The following is a 17,054-nucleotide window of genomic DNA, read 5'->3' on the forward strand; positions in this document are numbered from 1 at the left end:
GTATTCAGTGTTGCCGCGCGTTTGTGTGCAGGTAAAACTTGGGGCTAGCGAATCGCGACCAAACATAGGCATTTGGCGCGTTCAACCAGCTTTAAGGAATGAAAATGGCGGATATTGTGCAATTGAGCGGACCAGATCTTGCGGCCATGCTGTGCTCGCGGGTGTGCCATGATTTGATTAGTCCGGTGGGGGCAATTGGCAATGGTCTTGAGGTGCTTGGCGACCCAGACCAAGCAGAAATGGCAGAGTTTGCGCAAGAATTGATCAACAATTCGGCCAAACAGGCCCGTTCAAAACTGGAATTTGCGCGGCTGGCTTTTGGTGCTTCCTCAACTCAAGGCACTGAAATTGATACTCGCGATGCGGAAAAAGTTGCCCTTGGGTATATGGAGGGCGAAAAAGCAGACATTGAATGGCAGATCGAGCCGGTCTTGATGCCCAAAAACAAGGTCAAGCTGCTGCTGAACATGCTGTTGATTGCTGCGGGCGCTGTGCCGCGCGGGGGCAATATCGTGGTGAGCCTTGATGATGCGTCGCCGGAAGATAAAGGCTTTAAGATCCGTGCGACGGGCCCGAAGACCTTTATTCCACGTGGAAATGTGGCATTGTTGAACGGCACGCCGGAAGATGGGCGCGTGGATGCCCAAGTGATCCAGCCCTTTTATACCGGCCTTTTGGCGCGGGAGAGTGGGCTCAAAATTCGGCTGGAACTTGTGGATGAAGCGGTCGAGTTTGATGCATATGCCGGCTAGGCTTTAGCACCACCGAAAAGATTTCGCGGCCCCTAAGTACGACTACTTAGGGGCCGTTTTTTCAATCCCTCATTAACCGTTCTGGCGCAGGCTGATCATCTATTTTGTATGATTTTTGCCGGTGTATCCTCATGGACGAGTTACTTAGCGATTTTATTGTCGAGACAGGCGAAAGCCTTGAGCAGATTGATGCGGCGCTGGTCGCATTTGAGCAGGCGCCGAGCGATCAAGCCATTTTGCGCCAGGTTTTCCGGTTGGTTCATACCATCAAAGGCACATGCGGCTTTTTGGAGCTGCCGCGGATGGAAGCGTTGACCCATGCGGCGGAAAATCTGATGGGCCGTTATCGCGACGGGCTGCCGCCCACTGCAGATGGTGTCAGCACCATTTTGCACGTTATCGACCAGATCAAAGCGCAGTTGGACCATATGCAAGCCCATGCGGGGGCGGAGCCTGCGGGGGATGATCAGGCGCTTATTGATGCGCTTAACGGCTTGGCAGAGGGGGCTGACGCGCAGGAAGATCAGTTTGGCCCCCAAGCACCTTTCGAAAGTGATATGCCGCTGGACCCGCTGGAAGAGGCGTTTCGCAATGCGCCGGGGCCGGATGATGCTTTGCCCGAAACACCGCAAATGGACACCGACCCGCAAAATGCTTTGACCGCGCCAGAAATGGGCAAGCCGACCGCACCGGCTCAAGGGGCCATTCGGGTTCAGTTGGGCGTGCTCGAGCAGTTGATGACCATGGTGTCGGAGCTGGTGCTGACCCGCAATCAGTTGATGGCGGTGAGCCGCGAGCATGAAGATGCGAGATATCACACGCCTTTGCAGCGCCTGTGTTCGGTGACTGCGGAATTGCAAGACGGGGTGATGAAAACCCGGATGCAGCCGATTTCGGCACTGTGGCAGAAAATGCCGCGCATTGTGCGTGATTTGGGCAAGGAGTTGGGCAAGCAAATCCATTTGGAGATGAGCGGTGAGGAAACCGAGCTGGATCGACAGGTGTTGGAGCAGATTAAAGATCCGCTCACTCATATGATCCGCAATGCCGCTGATCATGGGCTTGAACCACCTGCGGACCGCACCGAGGCAGGCAAGCCGGAGGCGGGGCGGATCGAGTTGAATGCTTTTCATCAAGGGGGGCAGATCATCATTGAAATCCGTGATGATGGACGCGGCCTTGATGCGGTAAAGCTCAAGCAAAAAGCGTTGGAGCGCGGGTTGATCACGCCAGCAGATGCCGACGGGATGACCGATAGCCAAGCACATCAATTGATTTTCCATCCCGGTTTTTCGACCGCGCAGGCGGTGACCAGCGTATCCGGGCGCGGGGTCGGCATGGATGTGGTGCGCACCAATATCGAAATGATCGGCGGCACCATCGATTTGCAGTCGGCGCCCGGTGAAGGCACCTTGGTGAGCCTGAATATACCACTGACCCTGGCGATTGTGCCTGCGTTAATTGTTGCCAGCCATGATGAGCGGTTCGCGGTGCCGCAACGGGCCGTGCGCGAACTGGTGCGCGTGTCTCCAGCCAATGCGGTTAAGGGGCATCATTCCGATGCGGAGGTGCAGATCGAACAGGTCAGCGGCGTGCCTGTTTTGCAGCTGCGTGATCAGCTTTTGCCGATATTGCGGCTGGACGAGGCGCTTGGCGCGGCAACAGGACCGGGCACCGATGGCGGCTTTGTTGTGGTGTTGGAAATTGGCTCGTTCCGATTTGGTTTGTTGGTGGATGCGGTGTTCCACACGGAAGAAATTGTGGTGAAGCCAATGGTTGGGGCGCTTAAAGAGCTTAAGCACTTTTCCGGCACGACCATTCTTGGCGATGGCAGTGTGATCATGATTTTGGATGCGCAAGGCTTGGCCGCCCAAGTCACGCAGAGCGAATTGGTTGATCATGGAGCAACCCATGCTGAACAAGCGCAAGACAGCGTGCAAAATACCCAGATCGAACTGTTGTGTTTCAATCTCGATGGCGCGGGGCGCAAGGCGGTGCCGCTGTCGCTGATCCATCGGTTGGAGCAGGTGGAGTTAAATAAGATCGAGCAAGTGGGCGGGCGATCTACCTTGCAATATACTGAGCGGTTGATGCCCATCATCTTTTTGCGCGACTTATCAGAGGCGGAACGCGCATCGGTTCGGCAAAAGCCACTCCTGGTTTTCGAAGATCACGGGTTTTTGCTCGGCATTGTGGTGGATCAAGTGTTGGATATCTGTCTTGCACCGCAACATTATGATTTGGACGGCGCCGGGTTGGGGTATCTCGGCTCCGCGATTTTGGATGGCAAAGCCACTGAGATTTTGGATCTGGCCTATTTTATGGCGCAGGAACATCCCAAACTGTTTGAGCGTCAGGGACAAACAGCCACGCCGCAGCGGCAAAAGCTGCTTTATGCTGAGGATAGTGCGTTTTTCCGCAATATGCTGGTGCCCATTTTCCAAAGCGCCGGCTTTGATGTCACCGTGTGTCATGATGGCGTGGAAGCGATGGAGCGGGTTGAAGGCGGCGAGCGTTATGATTTGATCGTGACCGACATTGAAATGCCGCGCATGGATGGGTTTGGATTGGCCAAATCCATTTCCAATGCCCCCCATGCGGCGCAAACGCCGATCATTGCCTTGACCTCATATGATGAACCGCGGGCGCGCGATCAGGCCAAGGCCTTGGGCATGTCTGCTTATATCGCCAAGAATGATCGGGCGCAGCTGGATGATGCTTTGGCACAAATGCGCAATCGGCTCGATCGGGAGGTGGCATAATGGACGTTGATCAGATGCAAGTGGTTTGTTTTGAAGTTGGCGGTCAACTCCTGAGTATGGATGTGACCTGGGTAAGCGATGTGCATAAATTAGATGGGCTGACACCCGTGCCCAAAGCACCATCAATTGTCGCCGGAGTTTTAAATTTGCGCGGCCGTATTGTGTTGGCGCTCAATCTTGGTCAGATTTTGGGCGGCAAACAGGGGGAAAAAGCGGCAAGTTTGATGATAAATGTTCAATATTTAAACGAATCGTATGGATTTTTAGTGGATAGTGTTCGCGACGTCGTCTCGCTGGCGCGGGATCAGGTGCAGCCTTGTCCGCACCATATTGATCCGGTTTTGGCCAGTTTCGCGCGGGGAACCGTGCGGCATGAGGGGCGGTTAATGACTATTTTGGAAGTCGATGGCATGATAAAGAGCATGTTATCGCAAGATTTGATGCACTGCGCGTAATTTGGGGGAAGATTTTATGAAAACCTGCCTAATTGTAGATGACAGCACTGTTATCCGCAAAGTTGCGCGCCGGATTTTGGAAGAAATCGGATTTGAGGTTGATGAAGCCGAAGACGGCAAAGAAGCCTTTGAAAAGTGCGCCAAGAATATGCCTGATTCAATTTTGCTGGATTGGAATATGCCGGTGATGTCCGGCCTCGAATTTTTAAAGAAATTGCGGTCCTATGTCGGCGGCGAAATGCCAAAGATTGTGTTTTGCACAACCGAAAACGACATTGGCCACATCGCCATGGCGCTGAAAGCCGGGGCCGATGAATATATGATGAAGCCTTTTGATCGTGAGATCCTGGAAGGCAAGTTCTTGGGATTGTACCAAGACTAGGGCAACGGCCCAATTTGGAGCACATGAATGGATGGTCATGAACCGACCGCCGGGCAGGCGGGCGCGGCACGGGTGATGCTTGTGGATGATTCTGCGGTCGTGCGTGGGCTGATGCGTCGCTGGATCGGGGCGCAGGCGGGGCTGTGCGTGGTGGGCACCGCCGCCAATGGCGCGGAAGCGATTGAATTGGCGCGCAAGGTGCAACCCGACCTGATTGTGTTGGATTTGGAAATGCCGGTGATGGACGGGATGACGGCATTGCCGCATCTGTTGCAAGCGGTGCCGAAAGGCAAGATCTTGGTGGCCTCCACGCTTTCCACCCGCAACGCTAAAATCTCGCTGCAAGCCATGAGCTTGGGTGCCACCGATTATGTGGCGAAACCGGGAAGCGGCTCGATTTCGCGAGACGAATTTGAACGTGATTTGTTGGCAAAGCTGCGTGCACTGGGGCCAAAAAGGCCCCAACGTCGCGCAGGGACGGCGAAGCAGTCGGCAAATATTCAGCACAGCCATGGCATTACGGGGCTTGCGCTGGTTGCCTCCACTGGCGGGCCACCTGTGCTGTCTCAGCTTATGCCACATTTGCGGCCCTTTGCGCGTCACCTCAGCGTATTTGTGGTGCAACATATGCCAGCACATTTCACCCCATTATTGGCCAAGGATTTATGCGATCTCAGTCACTACGCTGGCGGCGAGGCGGTGCATGAACAGCCTGTTGCAGCGGGCCACCTTTATGTCGCTCCCGGCGATTTTCATATGCGCTTGTCAAAGCGGGCCGCCGGGTTGTGCCTTACCTTGGATCAGGGGCCGCAAGAGCATTTTTGCCGTCCGGCAGCAGACCCGTTTTTGAAAAGTTTTGCCGCCCATTATGGCCCACAAGGGGCCGTGTTGGTGCTGACGGGCATGGGCAGCGATGGCGCCGAAGGGGCCTTGGCCCTTCGGCAAGCTGGTGGCGTTGTGTTGGCGCAGGATCAGGACTCGTCTGCCGTGTGGGGGATGCCCGGCGCGGCGGTGGCCAATGGGAGTGTCCAACAGGTGGTGAGTTTGGCGCAAATGGGCGATGTGTTGCATCGCTTGTTGCAAGGCCAAACCCAGATGGCGGGGCGCGCCTGATGCTTGAGCAAAGCGTGGCGATCATTGCCCGGTTTATGCAGCAAAAAGCGGGCATTCAGCTGTCCGCCAACAAGATTTATATGATTGAGGCGCGGCTGGAGGCTGTGGTGAAGCGGTTCGGCTTTGCGCATATTGATGCTTTGGCCGCCAGCTTGCCGATAGCCATGGGCGAGGTGCAACAAGCGGTCATCGATGCTCTGACGACCAATGAGAGCTTCTTTTTTCGCGATCAAAAACCGTTTGATGCGTTTGAGCAGGCTTTGTTGCCGCAGGCAATTGCGCGGGCGCGGGACGAGGATCGAAAGGTGCGGATTTGGTGTGCGGCAGCGGCCACGGGGCAGGAGCCATATAGCTTGGCGATGATCCTGGCGGCCAAAAAACATTCCTGGCTGCATCAGGGGGCGGAGATCGTCGCCACCGATTTGAGTCAAACGGCGCTGTCGCGGGCCAAATCGGGTCTATTTACCCAATTTGAAGTGCAGCGCGGCTTGTCGGCCCAGCAATTGGTGCAACATTTTACCAAAATTGATGAGCAATGGCAGATCGCGCCCGTTTTGCAGCACATGGTTCAGTTTGAAGTTCACAATTTGCTGCACAACCCGGCGCGGCTCGGCCAGTTCGACACCATCTTTTGTCGCAATGTGTTGATCTATTTTGATGTTGAGACCAAACGGCAGATCCTTACACATCTGGCGCGGCAGTTGCCGCCGGGTGGCGCCTTGGTGCTCGGCGCATCAGAAACGCTGGTGGGCGTGAGTGATCAGTTCAAACCTGACCCCAATTTGCCGATGGTGTTTCGTCGCCCCGAATAAATCCGCGGCTGCAGTTCGTCGCGCATCTGGTGCACATGGGCGCGATAGCCCTGCAAATAGCGGCGCTCAAATTGTGGACTTGCGCTAGCTCAAGGCGCGTCTTTGACCCCTTGTTATGCTGATAAAGTTGGCGGAGGCCGCCGACGGTTATTTGGGCACAGGGAGGAGGCTGGCCCGCGCGGGTTGGCTTATATTCAAATGAGTACTTATCGAATGAATGCCGCCGCAGCAGGTGGGCTTTATTTTCTGGGCACTGTTTTTGGCATTGGCAGTGCGGTCTTTGGCGGCGAAGTGGTCTCGTCAATTGTATCCAGCACACCGATTTCGACGCCTGATTTTCTCGCCACGGTCGCAGAAAACGCGTCACAGATTAATGTCGGGGCTTTTTTCATCCTGATGATGGGTCTTTCGCTCGTGGCGATGACAATCTTTCTTTATCCGCTTTTCAGACGAGATAGTTTCGAGCTCGCCATGGGCATGGTGTTGTTTCGCGGGGCGCTTGAAGGCACATATTATATGATTTCGGTATTGGCCTTGCTCACCCTTGTGGCGCTTGGCCATCAATATTTGGCGGCTGGCGACAATTCGACCGCTTTGCAGGCCATGGGTCAGGTCCTTTATGAATTTCAAAGCTTTCTCGGCCCAGTCGGCACCATCGCGTTTCTGATCGGGGCGACCTGCCTCTATATTTCCTTTTATCGCACAAAGCTGATCCCGCGTTGGCTGTCCATCTGGGGCTTTGTCGGTGTGGTGCCCTATATGGCCTATGCGCTGCTGCATTTCTTCCATTTGGACAATGGCATCGGCTTTTATTTGCAGATGGTGCTGGCGCCACAGGAAATGGTGATGGGGTTATGGCTGGTGATCAAAGGCTTTGATCAGGACGCGGTCAATCGGCTGATGGCATAGGCTTGGCGATCGGCTTGCGCATGATAATGTAGGTCGGCCGATCAAAACCCTCGTGGGTACCATCTCCGGTTTTGACAAAGCCCATCCGCTCAAAGGTGCGGTGATTTTCCGTAAGCTCAATGCGGGTTTCCAGCTCCAGAACGGCGAAGCCGCGTTCGACTGCCCGCTGTTCGGCCAGTTGAATAAGGGACTTGGCCAGCCCTTTGCCGCGCATGTCTTCGCGCACCGCGAGCCTGCCCATATAGAGGCAATCACTTTTGGGGCGCAAAAAGATGCACGCATCCGGCCGATCGCCGATCACCCAAACTTCGCCAGTCTCGCAGTGCTCTTTGATGCTTTCAACCGTTAGGCGATGCATCGATGAGGGCGGGTCAATGCGCGGCGCCATATAGGCGAAGGCGTCTTGAATTAAGGTTAGGACGTCGGGAAAAAGAGGGCTATCCGGGCTCAATCGCGCGGGGAGGGGCTTATTCATTTCGGTCAATGCTTGTGTCTGGGGATACAAATTTGGTCCCATATTGCACAGGCTTTGGGTTACGGGAAGTGAGAATTGCCCAAAAATAAACCCCGCCGAAGCGGGGTTAAGAAGCAAGGTTGAAAGCAAATGCTAAGATCAGGCGCTTTCTGATAGCTCGTTTTCGTCTGGTTCGCGCAATACATAGCCGCGGCCCCAAACGGTTTCGATATAGTTCTTGCCGCCGGTGGCCACTGAAAGCTTTTTGCGCAGCTTACAGATGAACACGTCAATAATTTTAAGCTCTGGTTCGTCCATGCCACCATAAAGGTGGTTCAAGAACATTTCTTTGGTGAGGGTTGTGCCCTTACGCAAGGACAGCAATTCGAGCATTTGATATTCTTTACCGGTGAGGTGAACACGCTGGCCGCCAACTTCTACGGTTTTGGTGTCCAAATTCACGGTCAGATCGCCAGTGCGAATAACAGATTGTGCGTGGCCTTTTGAGCGACGGACAACTGCATGAATGCGTGCAACCAGCTCATCCTTGTGGAAGGGCTTGGTCATATAGTCGTCAGCGCCGAAACCGAGGCCGCGAACCTTATCTTCAATGCCGGCAAGACCAGACAGGATCAGGATCGGTGTTTGCACTTTGGCAACGCGCAATGTGCGCAACACTTCATAGCCGCTCATGTCAGGCAAGTTCAAATCAAGCAGAATGATGTCATAATCATAAAGCTTGCCCAGATCCACGCCCTCTTCACCAAGGTCCGTGGTGTACACATTGAAACTCTCTGATTTGAGCATCAGCTCAATACTCTGCGCCGTGGCGCTATCGTCCTCAACTAGGAGTACCCGCATGTCGTTCCCCTTATTCCTGTTCCGTCTTGGAACCTTTATCAACGACACTCGCGGTGCCCCTGATCGTTAACAAATCCTACTGGATATTGATTCAACCCTAATATGAAATAGTTAACAAAGTTTAATTCACTTCTGCAATATGCATTTACACTTATCACATATTTAGGTTAAGCGATTGACAAATATGAATAAATTAATGGTTATCAACTTAATAATTTAGTTTAAGAAAGTCTTGTAACTGACTCAATCGACTCAGTGAAGTGGCAATGAATGGGGGGAAAATGGCTTTGGGCAAAAACATAATTTTTTTTGCGTATTTCGCCCTAAAATAGTGAATCCGGGTTAAGGAATCGTTAGCATTAACCGAATCAAAAGGATTGAGGTCGCGTGAAATCATTGATCGCTGACATTGAGGCGATGGACGCCGAGGAGGTCTATGGACGGGTGAAAACCGTGCAGGGGCTCTTGGTGGAGATTATTGGCCCGGTGCGCGAATTGCGCGTGGGTGGCCGCGTGGCGATTGAAGCCCGTGGTGGCGATCGGGTGATGTGCGAGATTGTCGGGTTTCAGGATGATCATGCCCTTTGTTTGCCGTTTGGCCCGCTCGAAGGGGTGCGGCTGGGGTGCAAGGCGATCTTTTATTCCCATGGCGGTTCGGTGCAGCCAGACGAAAGCTGGTTGGGCCGTGTGGTCAATGCCAAGGGCGAGGCGATTGATGGCGGTGAGCCCATTATGCGCGGCGCCACGTCATATAGTTTGCGGGCTTCGCCGCCCGCGGCGCATGATCGGGCGCGTGTTGGCAATCCCATAGATTTGGGCGTCAAGGTGCTCAACACCTTCACCACCTGTTGCGATGGGCAGCGGATGGGTATTTTTGCCGGGTCGGGCGTGGGTAAATCGGTTTTGATGTCGATGTTGGCGCGCAACACGGATGTGGATGTGGCGATTATTGGCCTGATCGGTGAGCGGGGCCGCGAGGTTCAGGAATTTATCGAAGATAATTTGGGGCCGGAAGGCTTAAAGCGCGCCATTATTGTGGTGGCCACATCGGACGAGCCTGCGCTGATGCGGCGGCAGGCGGCCTATATGACTTTAACGCTTTCTGAGTATTTTCGCGACCAAGGCAAGCGTGTTTTGTGCATGATGGACAGTTTAACGCGCTTTGCTATGGCCCAACGTGAGATTGGCTTGGCGACCGGAGAACCCCCGACAGCCAAGGGTTACCCGCCCACAGTGTTCACTGAATTGCCAAAATTATTGGAGCGCGCGGGGCCAGGGTTAAAAAATTCTGGTTCTGTTACCGGACTTTTTACCGTTTTGGTAGAAGGTGATGATCATAATGAGCCCATTGCGGATGCCGTACGCGGGATTCTTGATGGTCACATTGTGATGGAACGGGCGATTGCCGAGCGGGGAAGATACCCGGCGGTGAACGTTTTGAGGTCTATTTCACGCACCATGCCTGGGTGTGTGCCGACTGAATTTCAGCCGGTATTGACCAAGGCAAGGGAATATATGTCGGTTTATGCCGATATGGAGGAATTGATCCGGTTGGGGGCATATCGCTCTGGGTCAGATCCGAAAGTGGATGATGCCATTTCCATTGCGCCGGCGCTCGATGCGTTTTTATCGCAGCGTCAGGACGAGCGGGTGGGCCTTTTGGAAGGGTATCAAACGCTTGAAGAAATTGTTGCCCGCGTAGGGGGTAATGAATGATGAAGGCTTGGTTGGGTAAGGAGTACAAGTCATGAAGTCACGGAATGAGAGTCTCATTCGGTTGAAGAAATTTCAGGTCGACGAAAAGCGTCGCACTGTGATGCAGATTGAAATGATGGTGGCAGATTTTGAACGCATGGCGTCAGAATTGGACCAGCAGATTGAGGTTGAGCATCAAAAAACCGGCATCACCGACACAGATCATTTTGCCTATTCCACATTTGCCAAGGCGGCCAAAACCCGTCGTGACAATTTGATGGCCTCGGCAGACGAAATGCGCGAAAAACTTGAAGCCGCGCAGGACGAATTGGCTGAAGCGGTGGAAGATTTGAAGAAGGTGGAACTGCTCGACCAGCGCGAACATGCGCGCGAAGCGGCAGCAGAAACCAAACGCGATCAAGCCGAAATGGACGAAATCGCCCTGATGCGGCAACACCGCCGCTAGGGACCTAAAAGACCAATTGACTTACCCAGATTGGGAAAGGTTGCATGGCATAAGCTGTGCGGCCTTTTTGGCGTTGGGGGATCATTTGATTTCGAATTTAAGCAGTCCATCTTTCATGATTGCTTTCTGAAGTTCAATTATATCGCCCTGTTGAAATATACCAACAGCATAGTCAATGTTCGCGAGATGGTCTTGGAAATATGCGTGTGTTCTAGATTTGCACTGATGCTTGTCTTCTTTGAATGCACTCTTTCTTATAATCTTAGGATTGTTTAAATAGAAATTTGTTTCACCATCTACCACTTCAGATTTAAACAACTCGATCTCGAAAACCAATCCAATGTAAAAAATACCTGCCGGAAAGTAAGTATATCCAGCAATCTTATGGAATATTCCAGTTTCATTTTTAAATTTGTTGCTGATCTTTATGTTTTTTCCGGAGAGAATCTGTCTAGTAAAGTTGGCTTGCCCGCAGATCGATACAAGCTCATCAGCAGAAACTTCCAGCTTTCGAGAGACTGCTTCAGTAAGTATGTTGCAAAGCCAGTTCACAGCACTCTCGAAGTCTATCAGTGATGCATTTGGTTGCGCGTCAAATCTAAATCTTCCCTTTAGCAACACGCCAGTTTCGATGGCTATTTCAAAATCTGTTTCACCGTGAGGCAAGGCATTGACCAAGGTTAAGTGCTGGTGGTGTTCGAAAACAGTGCCGATGGAATCTAGATTGAAACTCAAATCGAAGTTTTGGCTTTCACCATTGGGTTTAACCAAAAAATCAAAGTGAGCGGTCTTTATGCGCATCCTAAAATTTGGATCATCCAAATCAATAGATCGCTGGTGCCAACAAAGTGCATCCAATTCCACATGCTGTTGACTGGCTGTGTAGAATCTAAGCTTTACCGGCTTGCCATCGAAAGAAATGCGGATCTTTCCGGGACCCCATTCGCGAATAGGTTTTCTGGATCTGATCCCGAAACGAACATCATATAAATTCCCTGATTGTATCGGCAAGCTATCTCGTAGTCCTAACTCGTGATCTGCGATCGCATCAAACGTCTCTAGTGGACCAATTTCAATCGTGCCTTGTTTGGTAAAGCTGTCATAGCCAATGCGACTTGCGACATCTTTTTTTTGGGCAGGGTAATCTTCTCCGACTTCTTTGACCCGAGACATTATCCAGTCAGCAGGATTTTCATCTACCAAGTCATTATCGGCAAATGTCAATGTAGCCTCTACTTGATGTGGAAGTTTTTCAATTCTCTCTAATTCACGAGCCCTTTTTAGCCATTTTTCGATTTCAGTTTTCCAGATATGTCTCCCATAGAGCCGAGGTTGATCACTATGATTTGAGAATTGAAATAAAAAAACGAAGGTAGGAAACGATGATTGAATGGCTTTTATTGCATTTGAGAGCCTTAGTTTTATCTTGGGAACATTGGCGCGCGTGGTTTTGATCTGAGCAAGGCATTGGATGTTTGGTTCTTGTAGATCTGCGGGTAAATCGGAACCGACTGAAGGCTCAATTTCTACAAAAAAGTCCCATCCGTGTTGATCGTTGGTGGAGGGGTTGAGCGTTGCATTGTGTTTGCTGTTCGGCGCGGTGCACAAAGCGCTAAAAAGGGATTCTCCGTGAGTGCCCTGTTGCCTCGAATTATTCATAACACATTATCTTACTACTCAATCATTATTGGTTGCCCTCTTAAATTTACACTGAAAAAGTGGTGAGGGTAAATGTTTGAACCCTTATACCTCAAATGTGCTGATAGGTTAAAATGGAAGTGAAAAGGTATACAAGTGTAGGCACCAACAATAACACCTCCACCGAAAGGACCAAACCAACGTCTCAGCGCCGCGCAAAAGCGGTGAGTTTGGGCGCGGGGTCAGCGGGTTTAGCAACCAGATAGGCGTGACGAAGTTTCAGGTGCAATCGGACGACGAACAATTGACAATGACGCAGCCTTGGGCTGCGCCATAATCATGTCGGGCCGTTAGGCGGTGTCGGCTTCTGCTTTAGGTCGCACGCCGATGATCAGCAGATAAAAGATCATCCAGAATTCGCCGACGGTGGCGGGCAGGGGCAGCAGTTCGGCCACCCAGCCAAAATTGGCGGGCAACAGCACTGTGGCAAAGCAGCTCAGCATATAGCCGAAGCCGCCCACCATCAGCACATAGCCCAGCCCTTTGGGCATCCAGTTTGAGGTGAGCGTCACATAGCCCATGGGGATCAGCCAGAGGCCGAAAAACAGCATGCCCACCTGCCAGGCGGCGGCGCTGACGCCGAACAGCAATTGCACGGTGGCGGCCACATCGCCGCCTGGGGCAAGGCTGGGGGTGAGCGCCACTTTAAGGGCGGTGACCATGGCCGCGCTGCTCACCAGAATGATGATGGCATTGACCAGCCCGAAGGCGGCAATGGACCCGGCTGCCACCGGATTGACCAGCCGGAACAGTTTGAAAAACCAGATCGCGGCCAGCGCCTGGGTCAACACAACGCCCAGCTCCAACGCGATGGTCAGACGTGCCAGTGCCTCTTTATCCACCAGATTGGCGGCGGTGGCCGCCGCATCCGCCGGGTCAAAAATCATCGGGCGGAGCAGCAAAAAGCCGAGCATGCCGGTGATGGCCAGTCCGAGATAGGAAAGGCCCGCCAAACGGGCGGTTGTTTTGAGTTCTGACATATTTTGTCCTTGCCTTGGTGTGAGAGACTTTTGATGTCCCGCCTAACGCCGCACATGGCAGCACATATGCACCGCATTGAAGTTTGTTGGTGTTATACATGAGTACAACACTAAATCGATATATTTGCAAGGGGTGGGCAATTGGCACGTGGCGCGGGAGCTTTTTTCTCAAACCTTTGAACAGGATTGCTGCTCACTTTTCTTTTGTGATAGCTTCTCGCTTTTCAGCCAATCGGGGAGTCGTTTAATGGCACAACTTAATGCAGGATCGTCGCTTGAGGACAAGTGCCTGACAGATGCAGAATTTTCCGAGCTGCCCAACTACACCCGCAACAAGGTGCGTGACACTTATAAGTTGCCCGATGGCCAGCGCCTGCTCATCACCACAGATCGTCAATCGGCGTTTGATCAGGTCTTGGCCGCAGTGCCGTTTAAGGGGCAAGTGCTGACCCAAATTGCACGTTATTGGTTTGAAGAAACCAAGGACATCTGTCCCAACCATGTGATTTCATATCCTGATCCGAATGTGGTGCTGGCCAAAGATCTTGAAATGCTGCCGATTGAAATTGTGGTGCGCTCCTATCTCACCGGGTCCACCAACACCAGCATTTGGCCCATGTATCAGCGTGGCGAACGGGTGATTTATGGCCATAAATTCCCTGATGGCATGCGCAAAAACCAAAAGCTTGCGGCCCCGATCATCACCCCCACCACCAAGCCAGCCGATGGCGGCCATGATGCGCCGATCACGGAAGCTGAGATTTTGGACACGCAATTGCTGACCCCGGCGCAGTGGCATGAGATTGCAGCGAAAAGCCTGGCCCTGTTTAAGCGTGGGCAAGCCCTAGCGGCGGAAAAGGGCCTTATTTTGGTCGATACCAAATATGAGTTTGGCGTGGATGAAGATGGCGTCATCGTTGTGGCCGATGAAATCCACACGCCCGATTCCAGCCGCTTCTGGTTGGCCGATAGCTATCAGCAGCGCTTTGACGCGGGGGAAGAGCCGGACAGTCTCGACAAAGAATTTCTGCGCCTATGGGTGGCAGGCCAATGCGATCCTTATAAGGACCCGATTCCGGAAATCCCGCAGGAGACTTTGCTGGAGTTTAGCGAGAAGTATATCGCGCTATATGAAAAGCTGACTGGGCAGGCCTTTGAACGGCCGGACATCTCAATATCGGTGCGTGATCGCATTCATCAATCCTTGGCGAAGGCTTTGCCGGCATATTTTTGACGGCGCCTGACCTTATTGCGTCTTGATGAATGAACCCGATGCTGCTCTGGTGCGTTGAAGTAAAAACGCAAAAGGGCGGATCATGACCAACGACAAAGCCAACATCTCCACCGAAGAAGACCAGACGGACGCGGTGGCGCGGCGCAAAAGCGGTGAGTTTGTGCGCGGGGTCAGCGGGTTTCGCGACCAGATCGGCGATGCGGATTTTCCGGCAGAGCCGGGGCGCTATCATTTGTTTGTGGCGCTCAATTGTCCCTGGTGCCATCGGGTGATTTTGGCGCGTAATGTGCTGGGGTTGCAGAACAGCATCTCCATGGATGTGGCCTTTCCCAACCGCACGGGGGAGGATGACCCGGCTGGCGCTGGGCTTTGGGAATTCAGCCCGGACCGTGTGGCCAGCCTTACGGGCGAAACTTTGCCTGAATGCACGCGCGAGACCGCGACCGGCGAAAATTTCCGTGTCGCCAAAGATATTTACCGCGCTGAAGGGGCGAGCGAGCAATCGGTGCCCATTCTTTATGATAAAAAGACCAAGCGCATTGTGAACAATGAGAGCGCGGAGATTATCCGCATGTTGGATCGGCACGCCGAGGCGCTGGGCAGCGGATTGGCGGGGGATCAGCGCCCATCGCTTTATCCGGAAGATGAGGCGCTGCGCGAGCAGATCGATGAGCTGAATGCGTTGGTTTACACCAACATCAATAATGGGGCCTACAAAGCTGGGTTTTCGTCCGATCAGGTGGTTTATCAAAAAGCGTATGAAGCCTATTTTGAGACGTTGACCGACCTCAACGAACTGCTGTCGGATGGACGGCCCTTCCTCACGGGCGACAAGTTCACCGAAGCGGATTTGCGGCTGTTCCCCACGCTATACCGTCATGACCCGGTCTATTATGTGCGTATGAAATTGAACGGCGCGAAGATTCTCGACTATCCATATGTGTGGCAATGGCTGTGTCGGGCCTATGCGCTGGATGGGGTGGCGGAAAGTGGGTCACTGACCCATTGTCGGCAGGGTTATTTTGGTCGCTCGTGGAACAATGTGGTGCCGCTTGGTCCGTTTACGCCGATGGCTTATCCCGACGCCTATCACCATCCGGAGTTGGCGCGGTTCTAATTCTGTGCGAGATGCGGCGCCATGATGGCGCTGATCTCGGCACCTGTGCTGGCGGCGCTGTAAATTGGCCGGGGCGGGCGGGCCTCAGGGTCGACCTCCCGGTGGACCCAATTGCGTTCTTCCAGAGCCTTTAAGGCTTGGGAGAGGGCGCGGTCCGTTATCGGCGCCAGCGCGCGCTGAATATCATTAAAATGATGCGGGGTGTGGACAATGGCCAGAACAGGCAGGGTCCATGATTTGCGCAATAAGTCGCGATTTTCCTCGCCTGCCAATGTCCATATCTGGTGAGAGATTTCTGCGCCGATCTTGCCGGGGGTGGTCAGCCTAAACTCGGGGCGCAGCGGGTGGCCATGGCCGGGGTTGCGCTCCAACAGTCCCATCTCGATCAAATGCGTCATGCTTTGCGCAAACGCGGTGCGCCCGGCGCCTGTCGCGGTGATGAGCGGCGCTTGCCGACCTGCCACGCCCGCATGTAGCGCCGCCAAAATCGGCACTGACCAAGCCCGCGAAGTGATGTTGACAAGATGCTTAATGTCCATTATTTATAGTTACCATATTTTTAGACAAAGGAAAAGCTCATGTCTCTTATTTCGTTAAACGATACCATCACGATCGCGCTTTCGGTCAAAGATCGTCATGCCAGCGCCGATTGGTACCAAAACATGCTTGGCTTTGAAACCATGTATCATGCCGACGAAGCGGGCTGGTCAGAGCTGCAGACCAACACCAAGGGCGTAACGATTGGCATGGGCGAGCATATGGAACCGGTGCCGGGCAATTGCGTGCCGGTTTTTGGCATTGCTGATCTGGATGCGGCACGGGCGAAGCTGGAAGACGCTGGCGTCAAATTTGATGGCGAAACCGATGTGGTCGAAGGCATGGTCAAAACGGCCACCTTTTACGATCCTGATGGCAATGCGCTGATGCTGGCCGAAGATCTGAGCTAGGGGAAACTTATGCGCAAAATTGCATTGTCGATCATGTTTGGATTGGTGCTTTCAACTCCGGGGTGGGCACAAGGTTTTGGCGAGGCCACAGTGGCCGTGCCGGTCACCTCGCTGGCTGAAGCGAAGGCGTGGTATGGTGATTTTCTCGGCCCGGACTCCGAGGTGATGGAACCCGCCCCCGGCATTGTCGAGTTGCGGGCCACGCCCAATATGTGGCTGCAGCTTTATGAAGCCGAAAAAATGCCGGAAACGGGCACTGTGCTGCGGTTTCTCGTTGAAGATATGGATGCGGCCCAAGCCAAATATGCCGAACGGGGCATTGATGTGGGCGAGGCCATCGAAGTGCCCGGCATTGTGATTTATAGCGAATTCACCGATCCGTTCGGCAACCAGTTGGGTCTTTACGATTTGCCTTGA

At 53.2% G+C, this 17,054-nt stretch carries 18 protein-coding genes; 13 read left to right on the plus strand and 5 right to left on the minus strand.

The window, feature by feature from the left end; all coding sequences use genetic code 11:
* The first annotated feature begins 104 nt into the window (after positions 1-104).
* From chpT to MXMO3_RS04280, 7 genes are all read left to right on the plus strand, one after another.
* Entirely contained in the window at positions 105-752 is a 648-nt protein-coding gene (chpT, locus tag MXMO3_RS04250; RefSeq protein WP_036222307.1) for a histidine phosphotransferase ChpT, read from the plus strand.
* 131 nt (positions 753-883) lie between these two features.
* The gene (locus MXMO3_RS04255; RefSeq protein ID WP_117395047.1) at positions 884-3,514 is read left to right on the plus strand and encodes a hybrid sensor histidine kinase/response regulator; all 2,631 of its coding nucleotides are present in this window, start codon (positions 884-886) and stop codon (positions 3,512-3,514) included.
* Positions 3,514-3,969 (plus strand): chemotaxis protein CheW, encoded by a 456-nt coding sequence (locus tag MXMO3_RS04260; RefSeq protein WP_036221849.1) that lies wholly within the window; start codon positions 3,514-3,516, stop codon positions 3,967-3,969. The genes MXMO3_RS04255 and MXMO3_RS04260 overlap by 1 nt, the downstream gene beginning before the upstream one ends.
* Before the next feature lie 16 nt (positions 3,970-3,985).
* The gene (locus MXMO3_RS04265) at positions 3,986-4,351 is read left to right on the plus strand and encodes a response regulator (RefSeq protein ID WP_027834929.1); all 366 of its coding nucleotides are present in this window, start codon (positions 3,986-3,988) and stop codon (positions 4,349-4,351) included.
* A 27-nt stretch (positions 4,352-4,378) separates the two neighbouring features.
* Positions 4,379-5,464 carry a chemotaxis-specific protein-glutamate methyltransferase CheB gene (gene cheB / locus MXMO3_RS04270; protein WP_117395048.1) on the plus strand — a complete coding sequence of 362 codons (1,086 nt, stop codon included), beginning with the start codon at positions 4,379-4,381 and terminating at the stop codon, positions 5,462-5,464.
* Positions 5,464-6,276 carry a CheR family methyltransferase gene (locus MXMO3_RS04275; protein ID WP_117395049.1) on the plus strand — a complete coding sequence of 271 codons (813 nt, stop codon included), beginning with the start codon at positions 5,464-5,466 and terminating at the stop codon, positions 6,274-6,276. Before cheB ends, MXMO3_RS04275 begins: the two co-directional genes overlap by 1 nt.
* Positions 6,277-6,474: 198 nt before the next feature.
* On the plus strand, positions 6,475-7,185 hold the full coding sequence (locus MXMO3_RS04280) for a DUF4386 domain-containing protein (protein WP_117395050.1): 711 nt from the start codon (positions 6,475-6,477) through the stop codon (positions 7,183-7,185).
* On the opposite strand, the gene MXMO3_RS04285 is transcribed toward MXMO3_RS04280, so the two are convergent.
* The gene (locus tag MXMO3_RS04285) at positions 7,166-7,660 is read right to left on the minus strand and encodes a GNAT family N-acetyltransferase (RefSeq protein ID WP_117396705.1); all 495 of its coding nucleotides are present in this window, start codon (positions 7,658-7,660) and stop codon (positions 7,166-7,168) included. The two genes, MXMO3_RS04280 and MXMO3_RS04285, sit on opposite strands and share 20 nt — an antisense overlap.
* 138 nt (positions 7,661-7,798) lie before the next feature.
* Positions 7,799-8,500 carry a response regulator transcription factor CtrA gene (gene ctrA, locus MXMO3_RS04290; protein ID WP_027834926.1) on the minus strand — a complete coding sequence of 234 codons (702 nt, stop codon included), beginning with the start codon at positions 8,498-8,500 and terminating at the stop codon, positions 7,799-7,801.
* A 387-nt stretch (positions 8,501-8,887) separates the two neighbouring features.
* Between ctrA and fliI the strand changes: the two genes are divergently transcribed.
* Positions 8,888-10,216 (plus strand): flagellar protein export ATPase FliI, encoded by a 1,329-nt coding sequence (fliI, locus tag MXMO3_RS04295; protein WP_117395051.1) that lies wholly within the window; start codon positions 8,888-8,890, stop codon positions 10,214-10,216.
* A gap of 31 nt (positions 10,217-10,247) precedes the next feature.
* Positions 10,248-10,661: a flagellar export protein FliJ gene (fliJ, locus tag MXMO3_RS04300; protein WP_027834924.1), complete on the plus strand. Its 414-nt coding sequence runs from the start codon at positions 10,248-10,250 to the stop codon at positions 10,659-10,661.
* A gap of 81 nt (positions 10,662-10,742) precedes the next feature.
* Here fliJ and MXMO3_RS04305 read toward each other — a convergent pair whose 3' ends face one another.
* Both MXMO3_RS04305 and MXMO3_RS04310 read right to left on the minus strand, forming a co-directional pair.
* Complete coding sequence (locus MXMO3_RS04305) at positions 10,743-12,320, minus strand: hypothetical protein (protein ID WP_117395052.1); 1,578 nt, start codon at positions 12,318-12,320, stop codon at positions 10,743-10,745.
* 329 nt (positions 12,321-12,649) lie between these two features.
* The gene (locus MXMO3_RS04310; protein ID WP_117395053.1) at positions 12,650-13,339 is read right to left on the minus strand and encodes a DUF4386 domain-containing protein; all 690 of its coding nucleotides are present in this window, start codon (positions 13,337-13,339) and stop codon (positions 12,650-12,652) included.
* A gap of 247 nt (positions 13,340-13,586) precedes the next feature.
* On the opposite strand from MXMO3_RS04310, the gene MXMO3_RS04315 reads away from it, so the two are divergent.
* Together MXMO3_RS04315 and MXMO3_RS04320 are read left to right on the plus strand one after the other, a co-directional pair.
* The gene (locus tag MXMO3_RS04315) at positions 13,587-14,573 is read left to right on the plus strand and encodes a phosphoribosylaminoimidazolesuccinocarboxamide synthase (protein ID WP_117395054.1); all 987 of its coding nucleotides are present in this window, start codon (positions 13,587-13,589) and stop codon (positions 14,571-14,573) included.
* Between the two features lie 82 nt (positions 14,574-14,655).
* Positions 14,656-15,690 (plus strand): glutathione S-transferase C-terminal domain-containing protein, encoded by a 1,035-nt coding sequence (locus tag MXMO3_RS04320; protein WP_117395055.1) that lies wholly within the window; start codon positions 14,656-14,658, stop codon positions 15,688-15,690.
* Here MXMO3_RS04320 and MXMO3_RS04325 read toward each other — a convergent pair.
* Entirely contained in the window at positions 15,687-16,229 is a 543-nt protein-coding gene (locus MXMO3_RS04325) for a winged helix-turn-helix transcriptional regulator (RefSeq protein WP_117395056.1), read from the minus strand. The two genes, MXMO3_RS04320 and MXMO3_RS04325, sit on opposite strands and share 4 nt — an antisense overlap.
* 39 nt (positions 16,230-16,268) lie before the next feature.
* Between MXMO3_RS04325 and MXMO3_RS04330 the strand changes: the two genes are divergently transcribed.
* Positions 16,269-16,637 carry a VOC family protein gene (locus MXMO3_RS04330; protein ID WP_027834918.1) on the plus strand — a complete coding sequence of 123 codons (369 nt, stop codon included), beginning with the start codon at positions 16,269-16,271 and terminating at the stop codon, positions 16,635-16,637.
* Positions 16,638-16,646: 9 nt separating this feature from the next.
* Entirely contained in the window at positions 16,647-17,054 is a 408-nt protein-coding gene (locus tag MXMO3_RS04335; RefSeq protein WP_117395057.1) for a VOC family protein, read from the plus strand.

The organism is Maritalea myrionectae (genome assembly GCF_003433515.1).
Classification (GTDB): Bacteria; Pseudomonadota; Alphaproteobacteria; order Rhizobiales; family Devosiaceae; genus Maritalea; species Maritalea myrionectae.